The following is a 17305-nucleotide window of genomic DNA, read 5'->3' as shown; positions in this document are numbered from 1 at the left end:
TTAGGTTTCACGCATGACATCCAGTACCAGCACGAACAGCACCAGCACGAACAAAAGCGCCTTCATTACCGGCGCCAGCAAGGGCATCGGCCTGGCCGTGGCACGCGCCCTGATCGCCGACGGGTACGCCGTGACCATCACCAGCCGCAACCAGCAGGAGATTCAGGGCGTCGCCGCTGAACTCGGCGCGCACGCCCGCGGCGTGGCCTGCGACGTGAAGGACCCGGCCGCCGTGCAGCGCGAGGTGAACGACCACGTGCAGACCTTCGGCACCCTGGACGTGCTGTTCGTGAACGCCGGCGTGGGGCACTTCGGGAACATCGCGGACCTGAGCATCCAGGAATGGCAGGACGTGATCGACACGAACCTCAGCGGCGCGTTCTACACCGTCAAGGCCGCCATTCCGGCCCTGTCGCAGAGCGGCGGGTACATCTTCACGCTGTCCAGCCTCGCCGGGAAGAACCCCCTGCCGGGCGGCGGGGCGTACAACGCCAGCAAGTTCGGCCTGAACGGCCTCAGCGAGGTCATGAACCTTGACCTGCGCGACCGGGGCATCAAGGTCACGCAGATCATGCCGGGCAGCGTCGCCACGCACTTCGCCGGGCACACCCCGGACGCCGAGAAGGACGCCTGGAAGATCCAGCCCGAGGACCTCGCGCAGCTGACGGTGGACCTGCTGCACATGCCGGAACGCACCCTGCCCAGCCGCGTCGAGGTGCGCCCCAGCCGCCCGCCGAAGAAGTAACCGGTGACCGGGTGATGGTTGATGGAAAGGGGAGAGCCCGGTCCATCAACCATCACCTTTTGACCATCAACGCCTTTTACCCGTGCTGCTAGAATGCGCGGGTGTACACGAACCGCCGCGCTCATTACGAGTACGAACTACTGGAGCGCTTCGAGGCAGGCATCAGCCTGACCGGCAGTGAAGTCAAGAGCATCCGAGCGGGCGGCGTGGATTTCCGCGACGCGTTCGCACGCCTGAGCGGTGGGAACGTGGACCTTGAGGGCCTGTACATTCCCACGTACAAGGAAGCCACCTACAACAACCACGAGCCGCGCCGCACCCGCCGCCTGCTGCTGAACCGCGAGGAGATCAGCAAGATGAAACGCGGCCTGGAGCAGAAGGGCCTGACGCTGGTGCCCACCCGCCTGTACCAGAAAGGCCGGTACTTCAAGGTGGAACTGGCCCTGGCGCGCGGTAAGAAACTGCACGACAAACGCCGCGCCGAGGCCGACAAGACCGTGCGCCGGGAGCTGCGCGAACTGTGAAGGGCAGATCAGCAGGCCGCGCCCGCGCCGCCTGGACCGTCCTGGCCGGCAGTCTGCTGCTGGTGGGCCTGGCCGGCGCGCAGATCGCGTTCAGTCGCCTGAACCTGGCGGGCAAGCAGGTCGAGAGCATTCAGCTGTACGGCGCGGAGTACGCCAGTCAGGCGGCCCTGAGCGGCCTGCTGAACGTCGCCCGCGACGGCGCCCTGGTGCGCGTGACCGGGCTGGGGCACACGCTGCTGCTGCCCGTCGACGAGGACCAGCAGCGCGCCGCGACCACCTTCAACACCGTGCAGCTCGACACGCGCCGCCTGAACGCCCGCGCCGCGACCCTGGTGAATGGCAACCTGTACCTGCCGCTGGACACCCTGGCCGACGGCCTGGGCGCGCAGTACCAGAAGGGTGAATTCAAGGTGGCCGCCCCGGCCCTGCTGTCGGTCAGCAGCCGCGCCGGGCGGGACAGTGACCGCATCGTGCTGGACCTCAGCCGCGACGTGGAGATCAGCGACGAGCAACGCGGCGACCGGGTGGTGGTCACGCTGCGCGGCCTGAGCGGCGACGCCCGCCGCTACACCACGCGCGGCGCGTTCGTGCCCAGCGCCGAGGTGAAACGCGAGGGCAGCGACCTGACCCTCACGCTGCCCGTCAATGCCACCAACGGGTACCGCGTGTTCAAGGTCGTGCGGCCCGGCAGCGTGCGCGTCGTCGTGGACGCCGGGCCCGGCGTGAGCCGCAGCAGCCCGGAACTGCTTGAACGGGTCACGCGGCCCCTGATCGTGCTGGACCCCGTGCGGGTCAGCGGCGTGGGCCGCGACGTGACGCTGGAAGTCGCGCGCCGCTCGGCGGAACTGCTCAGCAAGGCCGGGTGGCAGGTGCAGGTCACGCGGGACACCGGCACCGCCATGACCCGCGACGAGACCCTGAAACTCGCCCGGCAGAGCGACGTGTACCTGGGCCTGGACCTGGGCCGTTTTCCCGGTTCGTCACGCGGCGGCGTGACCGTGTACGAACAGACGGGCGAGGCTCCGGCCCGCATCGTGAACGCCATCCGCAGCGGCGCGGGCGTCCCGTACGGCGGGCTGGTCGTGGCCGGGACGGGCAGTACCCGCCGCCTGAGCGAACTGCTGCGCGGCGAACTGAAGGGCGGCGGCGTGAACGCCACGCAGGAACGCACCTCGCGCGTGCTGACGCTGGGCGAGGCCCCGCAGGCGGCGCTGCTGCTGGAACTCGGCTGGTCCAGTAACGCGCAGGACCTCGCGCGGCTGGGCGTGGACGACCGCCTGCAGGTCATGGCGGTCGCCGTGGCCCGCTCGGTCGCCACGTACCTGACGGCCCGCGCGAACAACAACGCCAACATCTCCGCGCAGGAGGCCGGGCAGTGAGGGGTGTCGCGCGCGTCTTCTCGCTGTTCAACGTGGTCTCGGCGGGCCTGCTGGCCGCGTCGGTCGTGGCGTTGCAGGCCGTGCAGCGCCCCCCGGTCGCGCCCACGCCGCCCAAACTGGAACTCGTGGAACGCACGCCGCTGAAAGTCAAGGTGTACTTCACGGACGCCAAGGTGCAACTCCTGAAACCCGAGACGCGCACCCTGATGGTCGCCAAGAGCAACGCCCGTGCCGTCGCGCAGGCCGCGCTGAACGTCTGGGCGGCCGGCCCGTACGACCGCAGCCTGCTGGGCGCCGTGCCCGCCAAGACCGCCCCGCCGAAGGTGTACCTGCGCGGGCAGCATTTCTTCGTGGACATGCCCGCCGCGTACGCCAACCTGCGCTACGGCACCAGCGGCGAACGCATGCTGCTGTGTACCATCACCCGCACCCTCCTCGAGGAGCGCGGCGAGGACGTGACCTTCCTGCTGGGCGGCGAGAACGTGGAAACCCTGGGCCACCTGGACCTGCGCGAACCGTACACCCGCAAGGACTGCGCCGACCAGTGAAGCCCGCCGCTCCCCGACCCGGAGGTCCGGCCTGAGCCTCAGGTGCCTCACCTGAGCGCCCCGCGCGCGAACCGTCATGCTTCAGAGCGTCACCCTTCAGGGCTTCAAATCCTTCGCTGACCGCACCCGCCTGGACTTCGGCCCCGGCGTGAGCGCCGTCATCGGCCCGAACGGCAGCGGCAAGAGCAACGTCGTCGAGGCGATCCGCTGGGCCACCCATCAGGCCCGCGCGCGCGAGTTGCGGGCCGCGCGCGCCCAGGAACTGATCTTCCACGGCAGCGGCGGCAAGGCCCCGCTGGGACTGGCGGAAGTGCAACTGGAACTCCGCACGCCCGCCGGGGAACGCGTGAACCTCGCGCGGCGCATCTACCGCGACGGCACGGCCGAACAGGACCTGAACGGCCGCGCCGCCCGCGTGCGCGACGTTCACGGAGCGCTGCGCGGCACCGGCCTGGGACCGGGCGGACTGGCCGTGATCGGGCAGGGCGAGGTCAGCGGCGTCGTGCAGGCCGAAGGGAAGACCCTGCTGGGCTACGTGCAGGAGGCCGCCGGACTGTCCCGCGCCGTCACCGCCCGCCAGGAAACCGAGGCGCGGCTGCGCGAGGCCGACACGCACCTGAACGCCCTGCGACTGGTGTTGCAGGAACGCGAGACGGCCCTGGCCCGCCTGGAACAGGCCGCGCAGGACGCCCGCACCTGGAACGACCTGACCCTGCGTACCCTGACCCTGGAAGACGCCCTGAAACGCGAGCGGCAGGCCGCACTGGCCCGCGAGATCGCCGCCGCCCGCGCCGAGGCCGCCGAACTGGACGCCCGCAGCGCCGCGCTGGGCGGCGAGGTGCAGGCCGCCGCCGCCGCCGTCGAGGCCGCCCGCGAGGCCGCGCAGGACGCCCGCGCCCGCCGCGACGCGCACGCCGGAGCCCTGGAGACCCTGCGGGCCGCCCGCGCCGCGCACGAACAGGCCGCCCGTTACCGAGACCACCTGGACCGCGAGCAGGCCAGCCTGAACGCCGAACTGGCCGCGCTGCCCACCCGCATGCCCGAGCAGGCCGCCCCGGACCTGAACGCCCTGACCGCCGACCTGAACGCCGCCCGCGAGGCCGCCGCCGCCGCCGAGACCCGCGCCCGCCGCCTGGAAGGCGACCTGACCCGCGCCCGCACCCTGGTCGCCCGCGCCGCCGAGGCGCACGCCCGCCAGGACGCCAGCCGCGAGACGCTGCGCGCCGAACTGGACCGCGCGCAGGGCAACCTGGACGTCACGCTGGAGAACCTCGCGGCGGCCCGCGAACGCCTGGACGCCGCCCGCACCGCGCACGCGCACGCCGCGCAGGGGTACGCGGCCCTGCACGCCGAACGTGAGGCCGCCACCGCGCACGAACGGCACCTGAACGCCGAACTGGCCCGCGTGAACGCCAGCGTCGCCCCGCTGCGCCGCGAACGCGAACGCCTGGAAGCGGCCCTGAACTCCTACGCCCGCTACGGCGAGGGCGCCCGCAACGCCCTGCGACTCGACCATCCGGGCATCGTCGGGTCGGTCGCGGACCTGCTGACCGTCCCCGCCGAGTACGAGGTCGCGGTGGGCGCCGCGCTGGGCCGCCGCCTGGAACAGGTCGTCGTGAACCGGGCGGACGACGCCCGCGAGATCATCGACGAACTGAAACGCACGGGCGGCCGCGCCACCTTCCTGCCGCTGGACCTGATCCGCGCCCGCCCCCGCCGCGACGCGGCCCTGCTGCGCGAGGACGGCGTGATCGGCAACCTCGCGGACCTGTGCCCCAGCGACCCGCCCCTGGTCGCCGAGAGCATCCTGGCCGACACGCTGATCGTGCGGGACCTGCGCGCCGCGAACCGCATCGCCCGCACGCACGCCAGCCGCCCGCGCCTCGTAACGCTGGACGGCGAACTCGTCGAACCCGGCGGGGCCATCACCGGGGGCCGCGCCCGCGACACGGGCAGCGGCGTCCTGGCCGACCAGCGCCGCTTTCAGGAACTCGACGCGGAACTGGAGGACGCAGACCGCCAGGGCGCACGCCTGAACGCCGAACTGAAGAAGGTGCAGGCCACCCTGGGCGGCAGCGACGAACGCCACGCTGCGCTGCGCCGCGCGCTGGACGACGCCGCCCGCGAGGAACAGGCCGCCGAGCGGCGCGTCACGGAACTCGCCGCGCAGGAACGCAGCCTGGAAGCCAACCGCGACCGCCTCGCCGCGCGCCTCGGACCGGACCTGACGGACAGCCCCCTGCCGGAACCCGGCGCGCCCCTTCCGGACCTGGGCGCCCTGGAAGCCGACCTGCACGCCCAGCGAACCGCCGCCGAGACGCAGCGCGCCGCCGAACGGGCCGCCGCCGAGACGCTCGCCCTGGCCCGCGAGACGGACGCCGCGTGGCGCGCCTACCGCGCCGGACGCGCCCGCGCCGGGGAACTCCGCGAACGCCTGACCGCCAGCGCGCAGGCCATCGCCGCGCAGGACACCCACCTGCACGCCGCCGCCGCCGAGGTCACGCGCCGCGAGGCCGCGCTCGGCACGCTCGACGAGAACGAGTACGCCCGCGCCGAGTACACCCGCGAACAGGCCGCGCAGACCTACGCCAACCTGATCGCCACGCAGAACCGCGCCCGCGCCCGCCTGGACGACCTGCGCGTCCTGATCGCCCGGCGCGAAGGCAGCCTGGAACCCATCCCCGACGGCTGCCTGCCGCCCGGCACGCCCCGCGAATGGACGGCCGAACTGACCCGCACCCGCAGCGCCCTGGAAAGCCTGGGACCCGTGAACGCCCGCGCCGAGGCCGACCTGCACGCCGAACAGACCGCCCTGAACGCCCAGCGCGCCGAACTGACCGACGCCGACAGCGCCGCCACCGAACTGCGCGCCCACCTCCACGACCTCGAAACCGCAGAAGGGCACGCCACCGCCGCCGCCTTCGACCGCGTGAACACCGCCTTCCGCGAGTACAGCGCCGAACTGCTCGGCGGAACCGGCGAACTCGAACGCGAACACGACGACCAGGGCCGCCTGCGCGGTCTGCGCCTCGCCGTGCAGCCACGCGGGAAACGCACCCGCTCCATGACGCTGCTCTCGGCCGGGGAACGCACCATGGCGGGCCTGGGGTTCCTGTTCGCCCTGAACCACGCCGGCGGGGAAGGCAGCGCCGGAGGCCTCCCGCTGGCCGTGCTGGACGAGGTGGACGCCCCGCTGGACGAGGCGAACATCCGCCGCTTCACCGCCTTCCTGAAACTGTTCAGCGAACGCGGCGCGCAGTTCCTGCTCGTCACGCACCAGAAGGCCACCATGGAAATCGCGCACGCGCTGTGGGGCGTCACCACCGACCAGACCGGCGCCAGCCGCGTCCTGAGCATCAAACAGCCCGGCGAGGCGCAGGCCGGGTAAGCGGAGCCGTCAGCACGGGCAATTCTGCTGGAAAGCCCCCCGCCGCGCCCGCTACAGTCGCCCTATGAACCCGGCGCCCCAGTCCGTCCCGGCCCGCCTCGCCCAGATCGCGCTGTACGGCGTGGCGGCCGCCGCGGTGGCCGGGCTGCTGACCCTGACCGTCAGTGCCGTCCTGAACGGCGGCCTCACCCGCGCCGGAGCCGCCGACGCACTCGGCTGGGGCGCCCTGATCCTGGGGTTCCTGTCCGGCGCGGTCGCGTACTCGCAGTCCGGTCAGAGCCGCATCGAAAGCACGATGCGCGCCCGCCTGGGCGAGAGCTACCGCGCGCCGGGCCTGCCCTGGCCGCAGATCCTGATCCCCCTGATCGGGGCGGGCGTCCTGTCGGCCATCGTGTTCGCCCTGAACTGACCCGGATCTCGCTGACCGCGCGTCGGCATCCGCCAGATGAGCGAGGGGTCGCCCCCGCCGGGCTGCGCCATTCGGGCAGTGGTGCCGGGGGGGCGGGGCGTGCCATGCTGCGTGGCATGAACGACATGCCGACCAGCGTGGTGAACCCTTCGCCCCAGCAGGCGCTCCAGGCGTTCCTGACGCACTGGCAGGGTCAGGAGTACCGCGCCATGGCGCTCGCCATGCCCGCGCGGGTGTTTCCGGGCGGGCGGCGCAGCGTGCGGCAGGTGCGCCGCACGTACCCCGGCAGTCTGCGCGAGTTCAGTATCCTCGCGGCGCGTGACACGGACCCCGCCGCCACGAACATCGACGTGCAGATGCTCTGGCGCGAGCGTGGCGGCCTGGAACTGGGCCGCGTGCGCTACCGCATGGTGTACGTGAACGAGCACGACCAGCCCATCGCCCGGCACCACGAGGGCGGCGTGTGGAAACCGTTCGCGACGTACACTCTGCCCGTGCCCCGGCCCCTGCGGGCCTAGACCGGACAGTGTGGCCGGGCGAGTCTGCATGACTCGCCCGGCTGCCTGCTCCCTACTCGACCCGGAAGGCGGCGGCGTCCCGCGCGGGGAGGCTCAGGTGCAGGTAGCCGCCGCTGACGCTGACGCGGGCGTCCTGCCCGGCGAACAGGGAGGGCGTGGCGGCCAGCGCCTGCCAGTTCACGCCCAGCGAGGCGAGTTTCAGGGAGTACGTGTGGCGTTCGCGGCCCCCGTGCCACGCGGCCAGGACGGTCTGACCGTTCAGCTGGCGGGTGAACAGCAGCAGGTCGCCGCTGAGGCGGTCGGGGGTGGGCAGCAGCGTCTGCGCGCCGCGACTCAGGGCGGGACTGGCCCGGCGGGCGGCGATGGCGGCGCGGGTGGCGTCGAAGACCTCGCGTTCCTCGGTCGTCCACTGGTCCTCGAAGCGCATGTCGCGGCGGTTGTCGGGGTCCGTGCCGCCGCGCATGGCGATCTCGGTGCCCTGCCAGACGACGGGCACGCCGCGCAGCGTCATCAGGGCGCGCAGGCCGTAGCGGGTGCGGGCGCGGCCCTCGTCATCGAACAGGCTGCCCTGCGCGAAACGCGGCACGTCGTGGTTGTCCAGGAACAGCGCGACCTCGCCGGGGCGCGGAAGTTCACCCTGGCGTTCCAGCACGGCCCGCACCGCGCCGAGGCTCTGGCCGCCCATAACGCTGCGTTTCATGGCGTCCTGCAGGCTGAACAGGAACAGGCTGTCGAAGCCCGCCTTCTGCCAGTCGGCGACGGTGCCGGTGTCCGCGTCGAACCACTCGCCGAGCGTCCAGGTACCGGCGGCCCGGTCGGCGGCCAGCAGCTCAGTCAGGAACGGCCCCTCGACGTGCTTGATGGCGTCGTACCGGAAGGCGTTCACGCCCTGTTCACGCCAGAAGTCCGCGTTGCCCAGCAGCAGTTCGCGCACCTGCGGGGTGCTCTGCCGCAGGTCCGGCAGGCCCGCCAGGGGGCAGTCCACGTCCTTGTTCGCTGCCCCGTCGCACTGCGCCTGGGTGTTGAACCACGCGGGGCGGAGCTTCACGGCGGCCGCCTCGTACCCGTAATGGTTGATGACCTGATCGAGCACCACGCGCATCCCGGCGCCCTGCGCGCCGTCCACGAACGCCCGGAAGTCCGCCAGCGTCCCGAAGTGCGGGTCCACCGCCCGGAAGTCGGCGGGCCAGTACCCGTGGTACGGCGCGGTCCCGAACGAGTTCACGGTCTGCTGCGCGTACACGGGCGTCAGCCACACGGCAGTCGCGCCCAGCCGCTGGATGTACGGCAGTTTCTGCGTGAGGCCCGCGAGGTCCCCGCCGTGCCACGCGCGCGGATCGGCGCGGTTCACCCCGGCGTTGTTCCCGGCGTTCCCGTCGAAGAAGCGGTCCGGCATGACCTGATAGATCACCTGCCCCTCGAACGAGGACAGGGGCAGGGCCGTCTGCGCGCCCGACCCGCCCGCCAGGGAGGTCAGCAGCGCGCCCAGCAGGGCGAGGTTTCGCATATCTGCATGGTACCGCTTCCAGAGTAGGGGGTTGATGGAGGATAGGTGATGGTTGATGGAGGATGTCCCCCCGGTCCCACGCATGGAGAAGGGGAGAGGTCGCCCCCTCCCCCACAACCCGCAATTCAGCTTCAGCCGGTGTTCCGGACTCCCGCCGCGATACCCTGGATGCTCAGGAGCAGGGGACGTTCGAACTCGTCGAGGCCGCCGTCGGTGGCGCGGCTGCGGCGCAGCAGTTCCACTTGAATGCGGTGAATGGGGTCGATGTACGGGTTGCGCAGGCTGATGCTTTCTTTCAGGCGCGGCTCGCTTGCCATGAGGTCCGCACCGACGATCTGCTGCACCAGCGTGACCGTGTCGTGGTACGCGGCTTTCAGCATGACGGCCAGCGGGTGGCTCTGCTGGTCGTTCAGGCGCAGGTACTCGTCGAAGACCAGCGGGTCGCTCTTGGCGAGACTCATCTGCGCGTTGTCCAGCACCGTCCGGAAGAACGGCCAGGAGGCGTACATCTCACGGGCGAGGTCCGGGCCGATCTCGTCCAGGCCGTCTTTCAGGCCGAACCAGCCGGGCAGGTTCGCGCGGTTCTGCGTCCAGCTCATGACCCACGGAATGGCGCGCAGGTTCCCCAGCGTGGGCGCGCCGGGGCGGCGCACCGGGCGGGACGCGATGTTCAGGCGTGAGATCTCGTGAATGGGGGTCACGTTCTCGAAGAACGGCAGGAAATCACCGCTGTCCACGAGGTCACGGTACGCCTGCGCGCTGCGGCGGGCGGCGCGGCTCATGGCGTCCGTCCACTCGGGCTTCAGGTTCCCGGCCGGGCGCGCGGCGGACAGCAGCAGACCGTACAGCGCCTGCTCCAGGTTCCGGCGCGCCAGGACCGGGTGGCTGTACTTGTCGGCCAGCGCCTCGCCCTGCTCGGTGATACGCAGGCCCGCATCGATCGTTCCGGCCGGCTGGCCCAGGATTGCGCGGCTGGCCGGGCCGCCCCCACGCCCGATGCTGGTGCCGCGCCCGTGGAAGAACCGCCAGCGGACGCCCGCGCGGCGGCACACGTCACTGATGTTCCGCTGCGCCTCGTGCAGCGCCCAGTTCGCCGCGAGGAACCCGGCGTCCTTGTTGCTGTCGCTGTAGCCCAGCATGATTTCCTGCACGCTGTCGCCCAGCACCGCGCGGTACTCGGGCAGCGACAGCAGTTCCCACACGACCTGCGGCGCGCGGGTCAGGTCGTCCAGCGTCTCGAACAGCGGCACCGGCAGGATCGCCAGCCCCACCTCACGCGCCAGCAGCAGCGGCTCCAGCACGTCACTGACACTCTCGGCCATGCTGATCACGTACCGCCCGAACGCACGCGGCCCGGCCAGCGCCACGGCACGCTGCACCTCACGGATCGGCCCGATCGCGGTTTCCAGCGTGTCCGTCAGGGCCTCCCCGGCCGGCCACAGCGGGCGGCGCGACCGCAACTCGCGGGTCAGGAGTTCCAGGCGGGCGTGCTCCGGCAGGCCCAGGTAATCGGCCTCCACGCCCGACGCGCGCAGCAGTTCCGCGACGGCCGCGCCCGTCTGCCCGCTGTGCTCACGCACATCCAGGCTGACCAGATGCTGCCCGAACACCCGCGCGACCGTCAGCAGCGGCGAGAGCAACTGATCGGCCGTGCGGCGCTGCCCGTCCGCGATCAGGCGGGCCTCCAGCGCCTCCAGGCGCGGCACGAGCGCCACGTTCTGCCCGTCCCGCACGGCGTTGTGCAGGGCCTGCAACTCCGCGCGGTAGACCTCCTGCCCGTCCTCCTCCTGACTGAGGTCCGCGAACGCCTCGCGGATGCCGCCCAGTAGCACCTCGCGCGCCCGCTCGCGGTGCAGTTCCAGCGCCTCACGGGTCGCTTCCGGCGTCACGAACGGGTTCCCGTCGCGGTCCCCGCCCATCCAGGACGAGAAACTCAGCGGCAACGTGGCGTCCGTGTCCCGCCCGAACGCCTCACGGAACGCGCCGCGCAGGTCCCGCTGCAACTCCGGCAGCGCCTGCGCGATGTTCGTGATGTAGTTCAGGCCACCCTTCACCTCGTCCAGCACGGTCGGTTTCAGCCGCCGCAGTTCCGGCGTGTTCCACATGGCCTCCACGTGCGCCGTGATCCGCTGCGCGTCCGGCCCGTCGATCCCACCGGCACTCAGGCCCGGAATGGCCTGCGCCACCTGCACCAGATGGTTGCGGATGGTCCGGCGGCGCATCTCGGTCGGGTGCGCCGTGAACGTCAGGCCCAGATCCAGCCGCGCCAGCAGAGATTCGACCTCCTCGGCACTCAGGCCCTGCTCCTTCAGGTCCAGCACCGCCTGCTCCAGACTCTGCGGCCGCACCCCGGTCGCGCCCTGAAGGACCCGCACCCGCTCGTACTCCTCGGCCAGGTTCACCAGCTGGAAGTACCACGTGAACGCCCGCGCCAGATTCCCGGCGTCCTCACCGGACAGGCCCGCCAGCATCGCCTGCAACTCCCGGTCGTCACCGCCCGCGCGGACCTCACGGACCAGCGCCCGCGTCCGCTCGACCAGATCAAAGAACGCCTCGCCTTCCTGTTCCTTCAGAACCTGCCCGAGCGTGCGGCCCAGCAGGTTCACGTCACTTCGAATGCTCATGGGTTACCTCGCTTGCAGAGAGTGGGTGCGCGGCGGAGTTCCAGCGTGGCCGCCTTCACGCCTCTTCCACGTAACGGTACCGTTCAATGCCCACCGCGCGCCCCGCCTCTATCTGGACAAACACGCCGTTCAGCTCCGCCGGGCCGTCCGCCGCGCCGTACCGGTGCGGGCGCTCCGTCACAAAGCGCTCGATCGGGCCGTGCGGATCACTCCCGATGATCGACTCGAACGGCCCCGTGAACCCCGCATCCGCCTGGAACGCCGTCCCGCCCGGCAGAATCCGCGTATCCGCCGTCGGTACGTGCGTATGCGTGCCGATCACGGCCGCCACCCGCCCGTCCAAGTACCGCGCCAACCCCTGCTTCTCACTGGTCGCCTCGGCATGAAAATCCACGAACACACTGCCCAGATCATCCCGTTCCAGCAGCGTATCCATCGCCCGGAACGGGTTGTCCACCGCCTCCATGAACACCCGCCCCAGCAGGTTCACGACCGTCAACCGCTCCGTGCCCTGCGCGGTCTTCACGTCAAAGGACCGCCAGCCGACGCCCGGCGTGCCCGGATCGCTGTAATTCAGGGGCCGCACGATCGGGTACTTCCCCTCGTCCTGCATCAGCACGTAGATGTCCTTGTGATGCCACGCGTGATTCCCCAGCGTCAGGCAGTGCGCCCCGGCCCTGAGCGCCCCGTCCGCCGCCTCGCGGTGCATTCCGAAGCCACCCGCCGCGTTCTCCATGTTCACCACGATGAAATCCGCCCGCGAACGAAGCGACGGCAGGTGCGACCCCAGCACCCGCCGCCCCGGCGAAGCGAACACATCCCCCACAAACAACAACCTGATCATGACGCGCAGGCTACCGCGCTTTACCGGTAAGCCGGTCAGGGCAGCCCAGGCCCCCGTAACGCCCCCGTAATGGGGGGGGCGCACGCTGCGGGCAGGAGGCGGTAATCATGACGAGAATCCTGGTCACGACGGACGGCAGCGAGCTGGGTCACGGGGCGCTGGGGCACGCGCAGGCGCTGGCGGGGGCGGCGCACGCGGCGGTGACGGTGCTGTGCGTGCAGGCGGACGCGGTGGCGCTGGTGGGTGAGTTCGCGTACGTGCCGCCGGTGGACCCGGCCGAGTTTGCGGCGCAGGCCAGCGCGTTGCGGGCCGAGTTGCAGGCGCTGGTGCCGGAAGCGCGGGTGCGGGTGGAACCGGCGGCCGGGCGCACGCTGGTGCGCGCCATTCTGGATGTGGCGCGCGAGGAGAACGCCGCGCTGGTCGTCATGAGCACGCACGGGCGGGGCGGGCTGGGCCGGGCGCTGCTGGGCAGCGTGGCCGAGGCGGTCGCGCACCACGCGCCGGTGCCCGTGATGCTGGTCCGTGCGGGGCAGGTTCCGGCGGTGTGGGCGGCGACGGAACCGGATCGCCCGGCGGCGCGGCACACGCCCACTGCGTAGGCGGTGGCGGGCGGAACCTCCGCGTGGTCCGGTGTCAGGTCACCGTTGCCCGCGCGGGGGTTCGGTACACTGGCGCGTTATGCCGCGTGTTCCCGTTAAACCCGAAGTGATGAGTCCCGTGGGCGGTGAGGCGCAGTTGCGCGCCGCCGTCGAGGCCGGCGCGGACGCCGTGTTCTTTGGCGTGAATCCCGCCCGTGATCAGGTGGGCCGCGCTGGCCGGGCCGACGGGGCGGGCTTTCACGCGCGCGCAAAGGTGGGCTTCGAGCTGGAGGCCCTGCCGGAGATCATGGGGGGGCTGCACGCGCGGGGTGTGCAGGGGTTCGTGACGTTCAACGTGCTGGTGTTCGACCGGGAACTGCGGCAGGCCGAGGCGCAACTGATCGCGCTGGCCGAGGCGGGCGTGGACGCGCTGATCGTGCAGGATCACGGGGTGGCGCGGCTGGCGCATGAGATCTGCCCGGACCTGCCCATTCACGGCAGCACGCAGATGAGCATCACGTCCGCCGAGGGCGCGGAACTCGCGCGGCGCTTCGGGGCGAGCCGGGTGGTGCTGGGCCGCGAACTGAGCCTGCGGGACATCGAACGCATCGCGGGGCAGACGGACATCGAACTGGAGACCTTCGTGCACGGCGCGCTGTGTGTCAGTTACTCCGGGCAGTGCTTCTCCAGCGAGGCCTGGGGGGGCCGCAGCGCGAACCGTGGGCAGTGCGCGCAGGCCTGCCGCCTGCCGTACGACCTGTTCGTGGACGGCCTGCAACGCGACCTGGGTGACGCCCGTTACCTGCTGTCGCCCGGTGACCTGTACGCGCTGCATCAGGTGCCGGACCTCGTGCGGATCGGCGTGGACTGCCTGAAGATCGAGGGCCGTTACAAGGACGCCGAGTTCGTCGCCCTGACCACCGCCGCGTACCGCAAGGCCGTGGACGAGGCCTGGGCGGGCCTGCCGCTGAGCGTCACCCGGCAGGAGGAGCAGGACCTGGAGCAGGTGTACTCGCGCGGGCTGGCGCCGCACTTCATGGCGGGCACGAACCACCAGACGGTCGTGCGGGGCCGCGCGCCCAGGCACCGGGGCGTGCGGGTGGGCACCGTGCGCGGCGTGACCGAACGTGGCGTGCTGGTCGAACTGAGCGAACCCCTGAAACCCGGTGACGGACTGGTGTTCGACCCGGCCAACTGGCGCGCCCCCGAGGGCCGCGAGGAGGGCGGTTTCCTGTACGGCCTGTGGCAGGACGGTCAGCAGCTGGACGACGCGGCGCTGGCCCGCGTCCGTGCGGGCGGCGTGTACGAACTGCGTTTCGGGCGCGGCGCCGTCGATGGCCGCCGCGTGCGCGAGGGCGACCCGGTCTGGCGCACCCAGGACCCCACGCTGGCCGCGCGTGTCCGACCGCTGGTCGAGGCGGCGGACCCGGTGTACACCCGCCCGGTCACGGCGCACTTCATGGGGCACGTGGGTTTCCCGCCCGCCCTGACCCTGACCGACGAGCACGGCCACAGCGTCACCGCGACCCTGCCCGGCGCGCTGGGCGAGGCCCGCAACCGCGCGCTGGACGCGGCGGGCCTGCGTGAGCAACTGGGCAAACTGGGCGGCACGCCGTTCCACCTTCAGGACCTGACCACCGACCTGAGCGGCGCGGGGTTCCTGCCGATCAGCGCCCTGAACGCCCTGCGCCGCGACGCGGCCGCGCAACTGACCGACCTGCGCGCCCAGGCGCCCGAGCGCCGCGCAGCGCCCCGCCTGGACAGCACCCTGGCCGCCCTGCCCCGCACCGAGCGTGCGTCGGCCCCGGCGACCCCGCGCCTGCACGTGCTGGTCCGCACGCCCGAACAGCTGGACGCCGCGCTGGATCAGAACCCAGATTCCATCACGCTGGATTACCTGGAACTGTACGGCCTGAAACCCAGCGTGGAACGCGTGCGGGCCGCCGGGATTCCCGTCCGGGTCGCCAGCCCCCGCATCCTGAAACCCACCGAGCAGAACCTCCAGAAGTTCCTTCAGTCCCTGAACGCGGGCATTCTGGTCCGCAGCGGCGGCCTGCTCGAAGGCCTGCAGGAACAGCGCGGGCCGGAGTCGGGCGGGCCGGAGTCGGGCGGGGCGGAGTCGGGCGGGCAGGCGTCGGGCGGGGCGGAACTGACCGGCGATTTCAGCCTGAACGCCGCGAACGTCCTGACCACCCGCGCGCTGCTGGACCTGGGATTGACCCGCCTGACGCCCACCCACGACCTGAACGCGCAGCAGATCACGGAACTCGCCGGACTGGTCGGCGGGCAGCACCTGGAAGTCATCGCGTACGGGCACCTGCCGGTCTTCCATACCGAGCACTGCGTGTTCTGCCGCTTCCTGAGCAGCGGCACCGACTACACCAACTGCGGGCACCCCTGCGAGACGCACCGGGTCGCCCTGCGCGACGAGCGGGGCCACACGCACCCGGTCATGGCGGACGTGGGTTGCCGCAACACCGTGTTCGAGGGCCGCCCGCAGGTGGCCGCGCCGCACCTGGGGGCGTGGCTGCGCGCCGGTATCTGCGACCTGCGTCTGGAATTCGTGCACGAGACGCCGCAGCAGGTCACGGGCGTCATCGAGGCGCACCGCGCGTTCCTGGCGGGCGAACTGTCGGCCGCCGCGCTTCAGGACGCCCTGGACGCCCTGTCTGCCGGGTCCGGCGTGACCGAGGGCAGCCTGTTCGTGCCGCACGACTTCGGCACGCTGGACGCCCTGCCGGTCCTGTAAACCCTGCCCGGCTGACCCGGATCTGACCGGCCCGCAAATCTTCAGGAACGATGAACGGGGGCCTGTGCCCGCCGCCCGCCGCCAGACGCGCCTTCCCCCCCGGTGGGGGCGGCGCGGTTCTCATGTCAGGTCTCATCCATGCTGCGGCCGGTTCTGTACGCTGGGTCATGACCCGACAGGCGCATCCGGTGAAGGTGGAAAGACACGACGTGTCGGCACGTTGCCATTACACCAATACCGGCGCGAGGGCCGTCCACACCTACCGCGAGACGCCGTTCGGGCTGTTCGTGGCCCGCGAATTCCACGCGCACCCACGCATCCGGCACTGGCAGGCGCACCTGATCCCGGCCCTGAACCTCGTGGTGTGCCGCTACGACTTTCACGGGCGGCGCGAACACGACTACTACCTGGATGTGGCCGACATCACCCGCCAGGGCGACGTGTGGCAGGTGCGGGACCTGTACCTGGACCTGATCGTTCACGACGGTCTGATGGCCGAGATTGCCGACACGGACGAACTGCTCGCCGCGCGCGAGGCCGGGTACCTGACCGAAACCGAGATGCACCGCGCCGTCGCCATCGCGCACACGGCGCTGTCCGGGCTGGGCCGCGCCCGCTACGTGCTGCCCGACTGGCTGGCCCGCCGCGACCTGCACCTGCACTGGTGCGACGCGGCCGCCCTCGCCTGATCCGGACGCCGCCTGACCGACTGCCCGCGCGAACCTGCGTCCCGTGAGGGTGGCCGGGCCGGGTATCTTCCGGGGCATGCCGACCGACCCGCCCGCCGATGCCCAGGCCCGACTGGAAGCCGCCCTGCCCGCCGCGCTGGAGCGGATCCGGCAGACGCCCGGCGTGCTGGGCGCGTTGTGGTGCGGCAGCGCCGCGCGCGGCGAGGCGAACGCGCACAGCGACCTGGATTTTCACGTGCTGGTGGAAGGCGACCGGCGTTGGCGGGCGAATTACGTGGTGGACGGCGTGCCGGTCGAGGCGTTTCACAACCCGGCCCGCAAGGTCCGGGCGATGTTCGCCGCCGCGCAGGGCGACACCATCACCATGTTCGCCGAGGGCCGGACCGTGCTGCCGCACCCGGAACTGGACGCCCTGACCGCCGAGGCCCGCGCCCTGCACGCCGCCGGTCCCGCCCCGCGCCCCCCGACGGGGCAGGAGCGTTTCCGGCTGATCGAGGAGGTCATGGACGCCCGCGCCCTGGCCGACGCGGGCGACCCGCTGCACATGCTGCTGGCCTGCCGCGCGGCGGAACTGGCCCTGGAAGGCCTGTTCGGCGTGCGCGGCTGGTGGCGGGTCAAGCCCCAGCGCTGGCTGCCCACGTTGCAGGAGCGCGACCCGGCCGCCGCCCACGACCTGCGCACGCTGCTGACCACCCCGGACGCCGGGGCGCGGCAGGCGGCGCTGGAGGCCCTGGCCGTCCGCGTGACCGGCGACCTGACGTACCAAGAAGGCGGCAGCGAACCGGTGCCGGTGCCATAGGGCC

Annotated in this window: 14 protein-coding genes; 11 read left to right on the top strand and 3 right to left on the bottom strand. The window is 71.8% G+C overall.

Annotated elements, in window-relative coordinates:
• The first annotated feature begins 13 nt into the window (after positions 1-13).
• The 7 genes from IEY70_RS07945 to IEY70_RS07915 all read left to right on the top strand — a co-directional run bounded on the left by IEY70_RS07945 (position 14) and on the right by IEY70_RS07915 (position 7511).
• The gene (locus IEY70_RS07945; RefSeq protein WP_189064472.1) at positions 14-745 is read left to right on the top strand and encodes an SDR family oxidoreductase; all 732 of its coding nucleotides are present in this window, start codon (positions 14-16) and stop codon (positions 743-745) included.
• A gap of 101 nt (positions 746-846) precedes the next feature.
• Positions 847-1269, top strand: a complete 423-nt coding sequence (gene smpB / locus IEY70_RS07940) for an SsrA-binding protein SmpB (RefSeq protein ID WP_055363100.1) — start codon at positions 847-849, stop codon at positions 1267-1269.
• A complete protein-coding gene (locus IEY70_RS07935) occupies positions 1266-2648 on the top strand; it encodes an N-acetylmuramoyl-L-alanine amidase (protein ID WP_189064471.1) in 1383 nt (460 codons plus the stop codon). The genes smpB and IEY70_RS07935 overlap by 4 nt, the downstream gene beginning before the upstream one ends.
• Positions 2645-3196, top strand: a complete 552-nt coding sequence (locus IEY70_RS07930; protein ID WP_189064470.1) for a GerMN domain-containing protein — start codon at positions 2645-2647, stop codon at positions 3194-3196. The genes IEY70_RS07935 and IEY70_RS07930 overlap by 4 nt, the downstream gene beginning before the upstream one ends.
• A gap of 76 nt (positions 3197-3272) precedes the next feature.
• Positions 3273-6584, top strand: coding sequence for an SMC hinge domain-related protein (locus IEY70_RS07925; protein ID WP_189064469.1), 3312 nt, complete (start codon positions 3273-3275; stop codon positions 6582-6584).
• Positions 6585-6648: 64 nt separating this feature from the next.
• Positions 6649-6993: a hypothetical protein gene (locus tag IEY70_RS07920; RefSeq protein ID WP_189064468.1), complete on the top strand. Its 345-nt coding sequence runs from the start codon at positions 6649-6651 to the stop codon at positions 6991-6993.
• Between the two features lie 116 nt (positions 6994-7109).
• Positions 7110-7511 carry a hypothetical protein gene (locus tag IEY70_RS07915; RefSeq protein WP_189064467.1) on the top strand — a complete coding sequence of 134 codons (402 nt, stop codon included), beginning with the start codon at positions 7110-7112 and terminating at the stop codon, positions 7509-7511.
• Between the two features lie 52 nt (positions 7512-7563).
• Here the strand turns inward: IEY70_RS07915 and IEY70_RS07910 are convergent, their stop codons facing one another.
• The 3 genes from IEY70_RS07910 to IEY70_RS07900 all read right to left on the bottom strand — a co-directional run bounded on the left by IEY70_RS07910 (position 7564) and on the right by IEY70_RS07900 (position 12486).
• Complete coding sequence (locus IEY70_RS07910) at positions 7564-9018, bottom strand: alpha-amylase family glycosyl hydrolase (protein WP_189064466.1); 1455 nt, start codon at positions 9016-9018, stop codon at positions 7564-7566.
• Positions 9019-9149: 131 nt separating this feature from the next.
• On the bottom strand, positions 9150-11642 hold the full coding sequence (locus IEY70_RS07905) for a phosphoenolpyruvate carboxylase (RefSeq protein ID WP_189064465.1): 2493 nt from the start codon (positions 11640-11642) through the stop codon (positions 9150-9152).
• Positions 11643-11697: 55 nt separating this feature from the next.
• The gene (locus IEY70_RS07900; RefSeq protein WP_189064464.1) at positions 11698-12486 is read right to left on the bottom strand and encodes a TIGR00282 family metallophosphoesterase; all 789 of its coding nucleotides are present in this window, start codon (positions 12484-12486) and stop codon (positions 11698-11700) included.
• A 107-nt stretch (positions 12487-12593) separates the two neighbouring features.
• On the opposite strand from IEY70_RS07900, the gene IEY70_RS07895 reads away from it, so the two are divergent.
• From IEY70_RS07895 to IEY70_RS20970, 4 genes are all read left to right on the top strand, one after another.
• The gene (locus IEY70_RS07895; protein WP_189064463.1) at positions 12594-13085 is read left to right on the top strand and encodes a universal stress protein; all 492 of its coding nucleotides are present in this window, start codon (positions 12594-12596) and stop codon (positions 13083-13085) included.
• Between the two features lie 79 nt (positions 13086-13164).
• Positions 13165-15813: a U32 family peptidase gene (locus tag IEY70_RS07890; protein ID WP_229777754.1), complete on the top strand. Its 2649-nt coding sequence runs from the start codon at positions 13165-13167 to the stop codon at positions 15811-15813.
• A gap of 167 nt (positions 15814-15980) precedes the next feature.
• Positions 15981-16502, top strand: coding sequence for a DUF402 domain-containing protein (locus IEY70_RS07885; protein WP_189064462.1), 522 nt, complete (start codon positions 15981-15983; stop codon positions 16500-16502).
• Positions 16503-16578: 76 nt separating this feature from the next.
• Positions 16579-17301: a nucleotidyltransferase domain-containing protein gene (locus IEY70_RS20970; protein ID WP_229777753.1), complete on the top strand. Its 723-nt coding sequence runs from the start codon at positions 16579-16581 to the stop codon at positions 17299-17301.
• Positions 17302-17305: the final 4 nt, after the last annotated feature.

The sequence above is a fragment of the Deinococcus seoulensis genome, assembly GCF_014648115.1.
GTDB lineage: Bacteria > Deinococcota > Deinococci > Deinococcales > Deinococcaceae > Deinococcus > Deinococcus seoulensis.
Note: the sequence above shows the minus strand (reverse complement) of the source record. Positions and strands in the feature narration are given on the sequence as shown.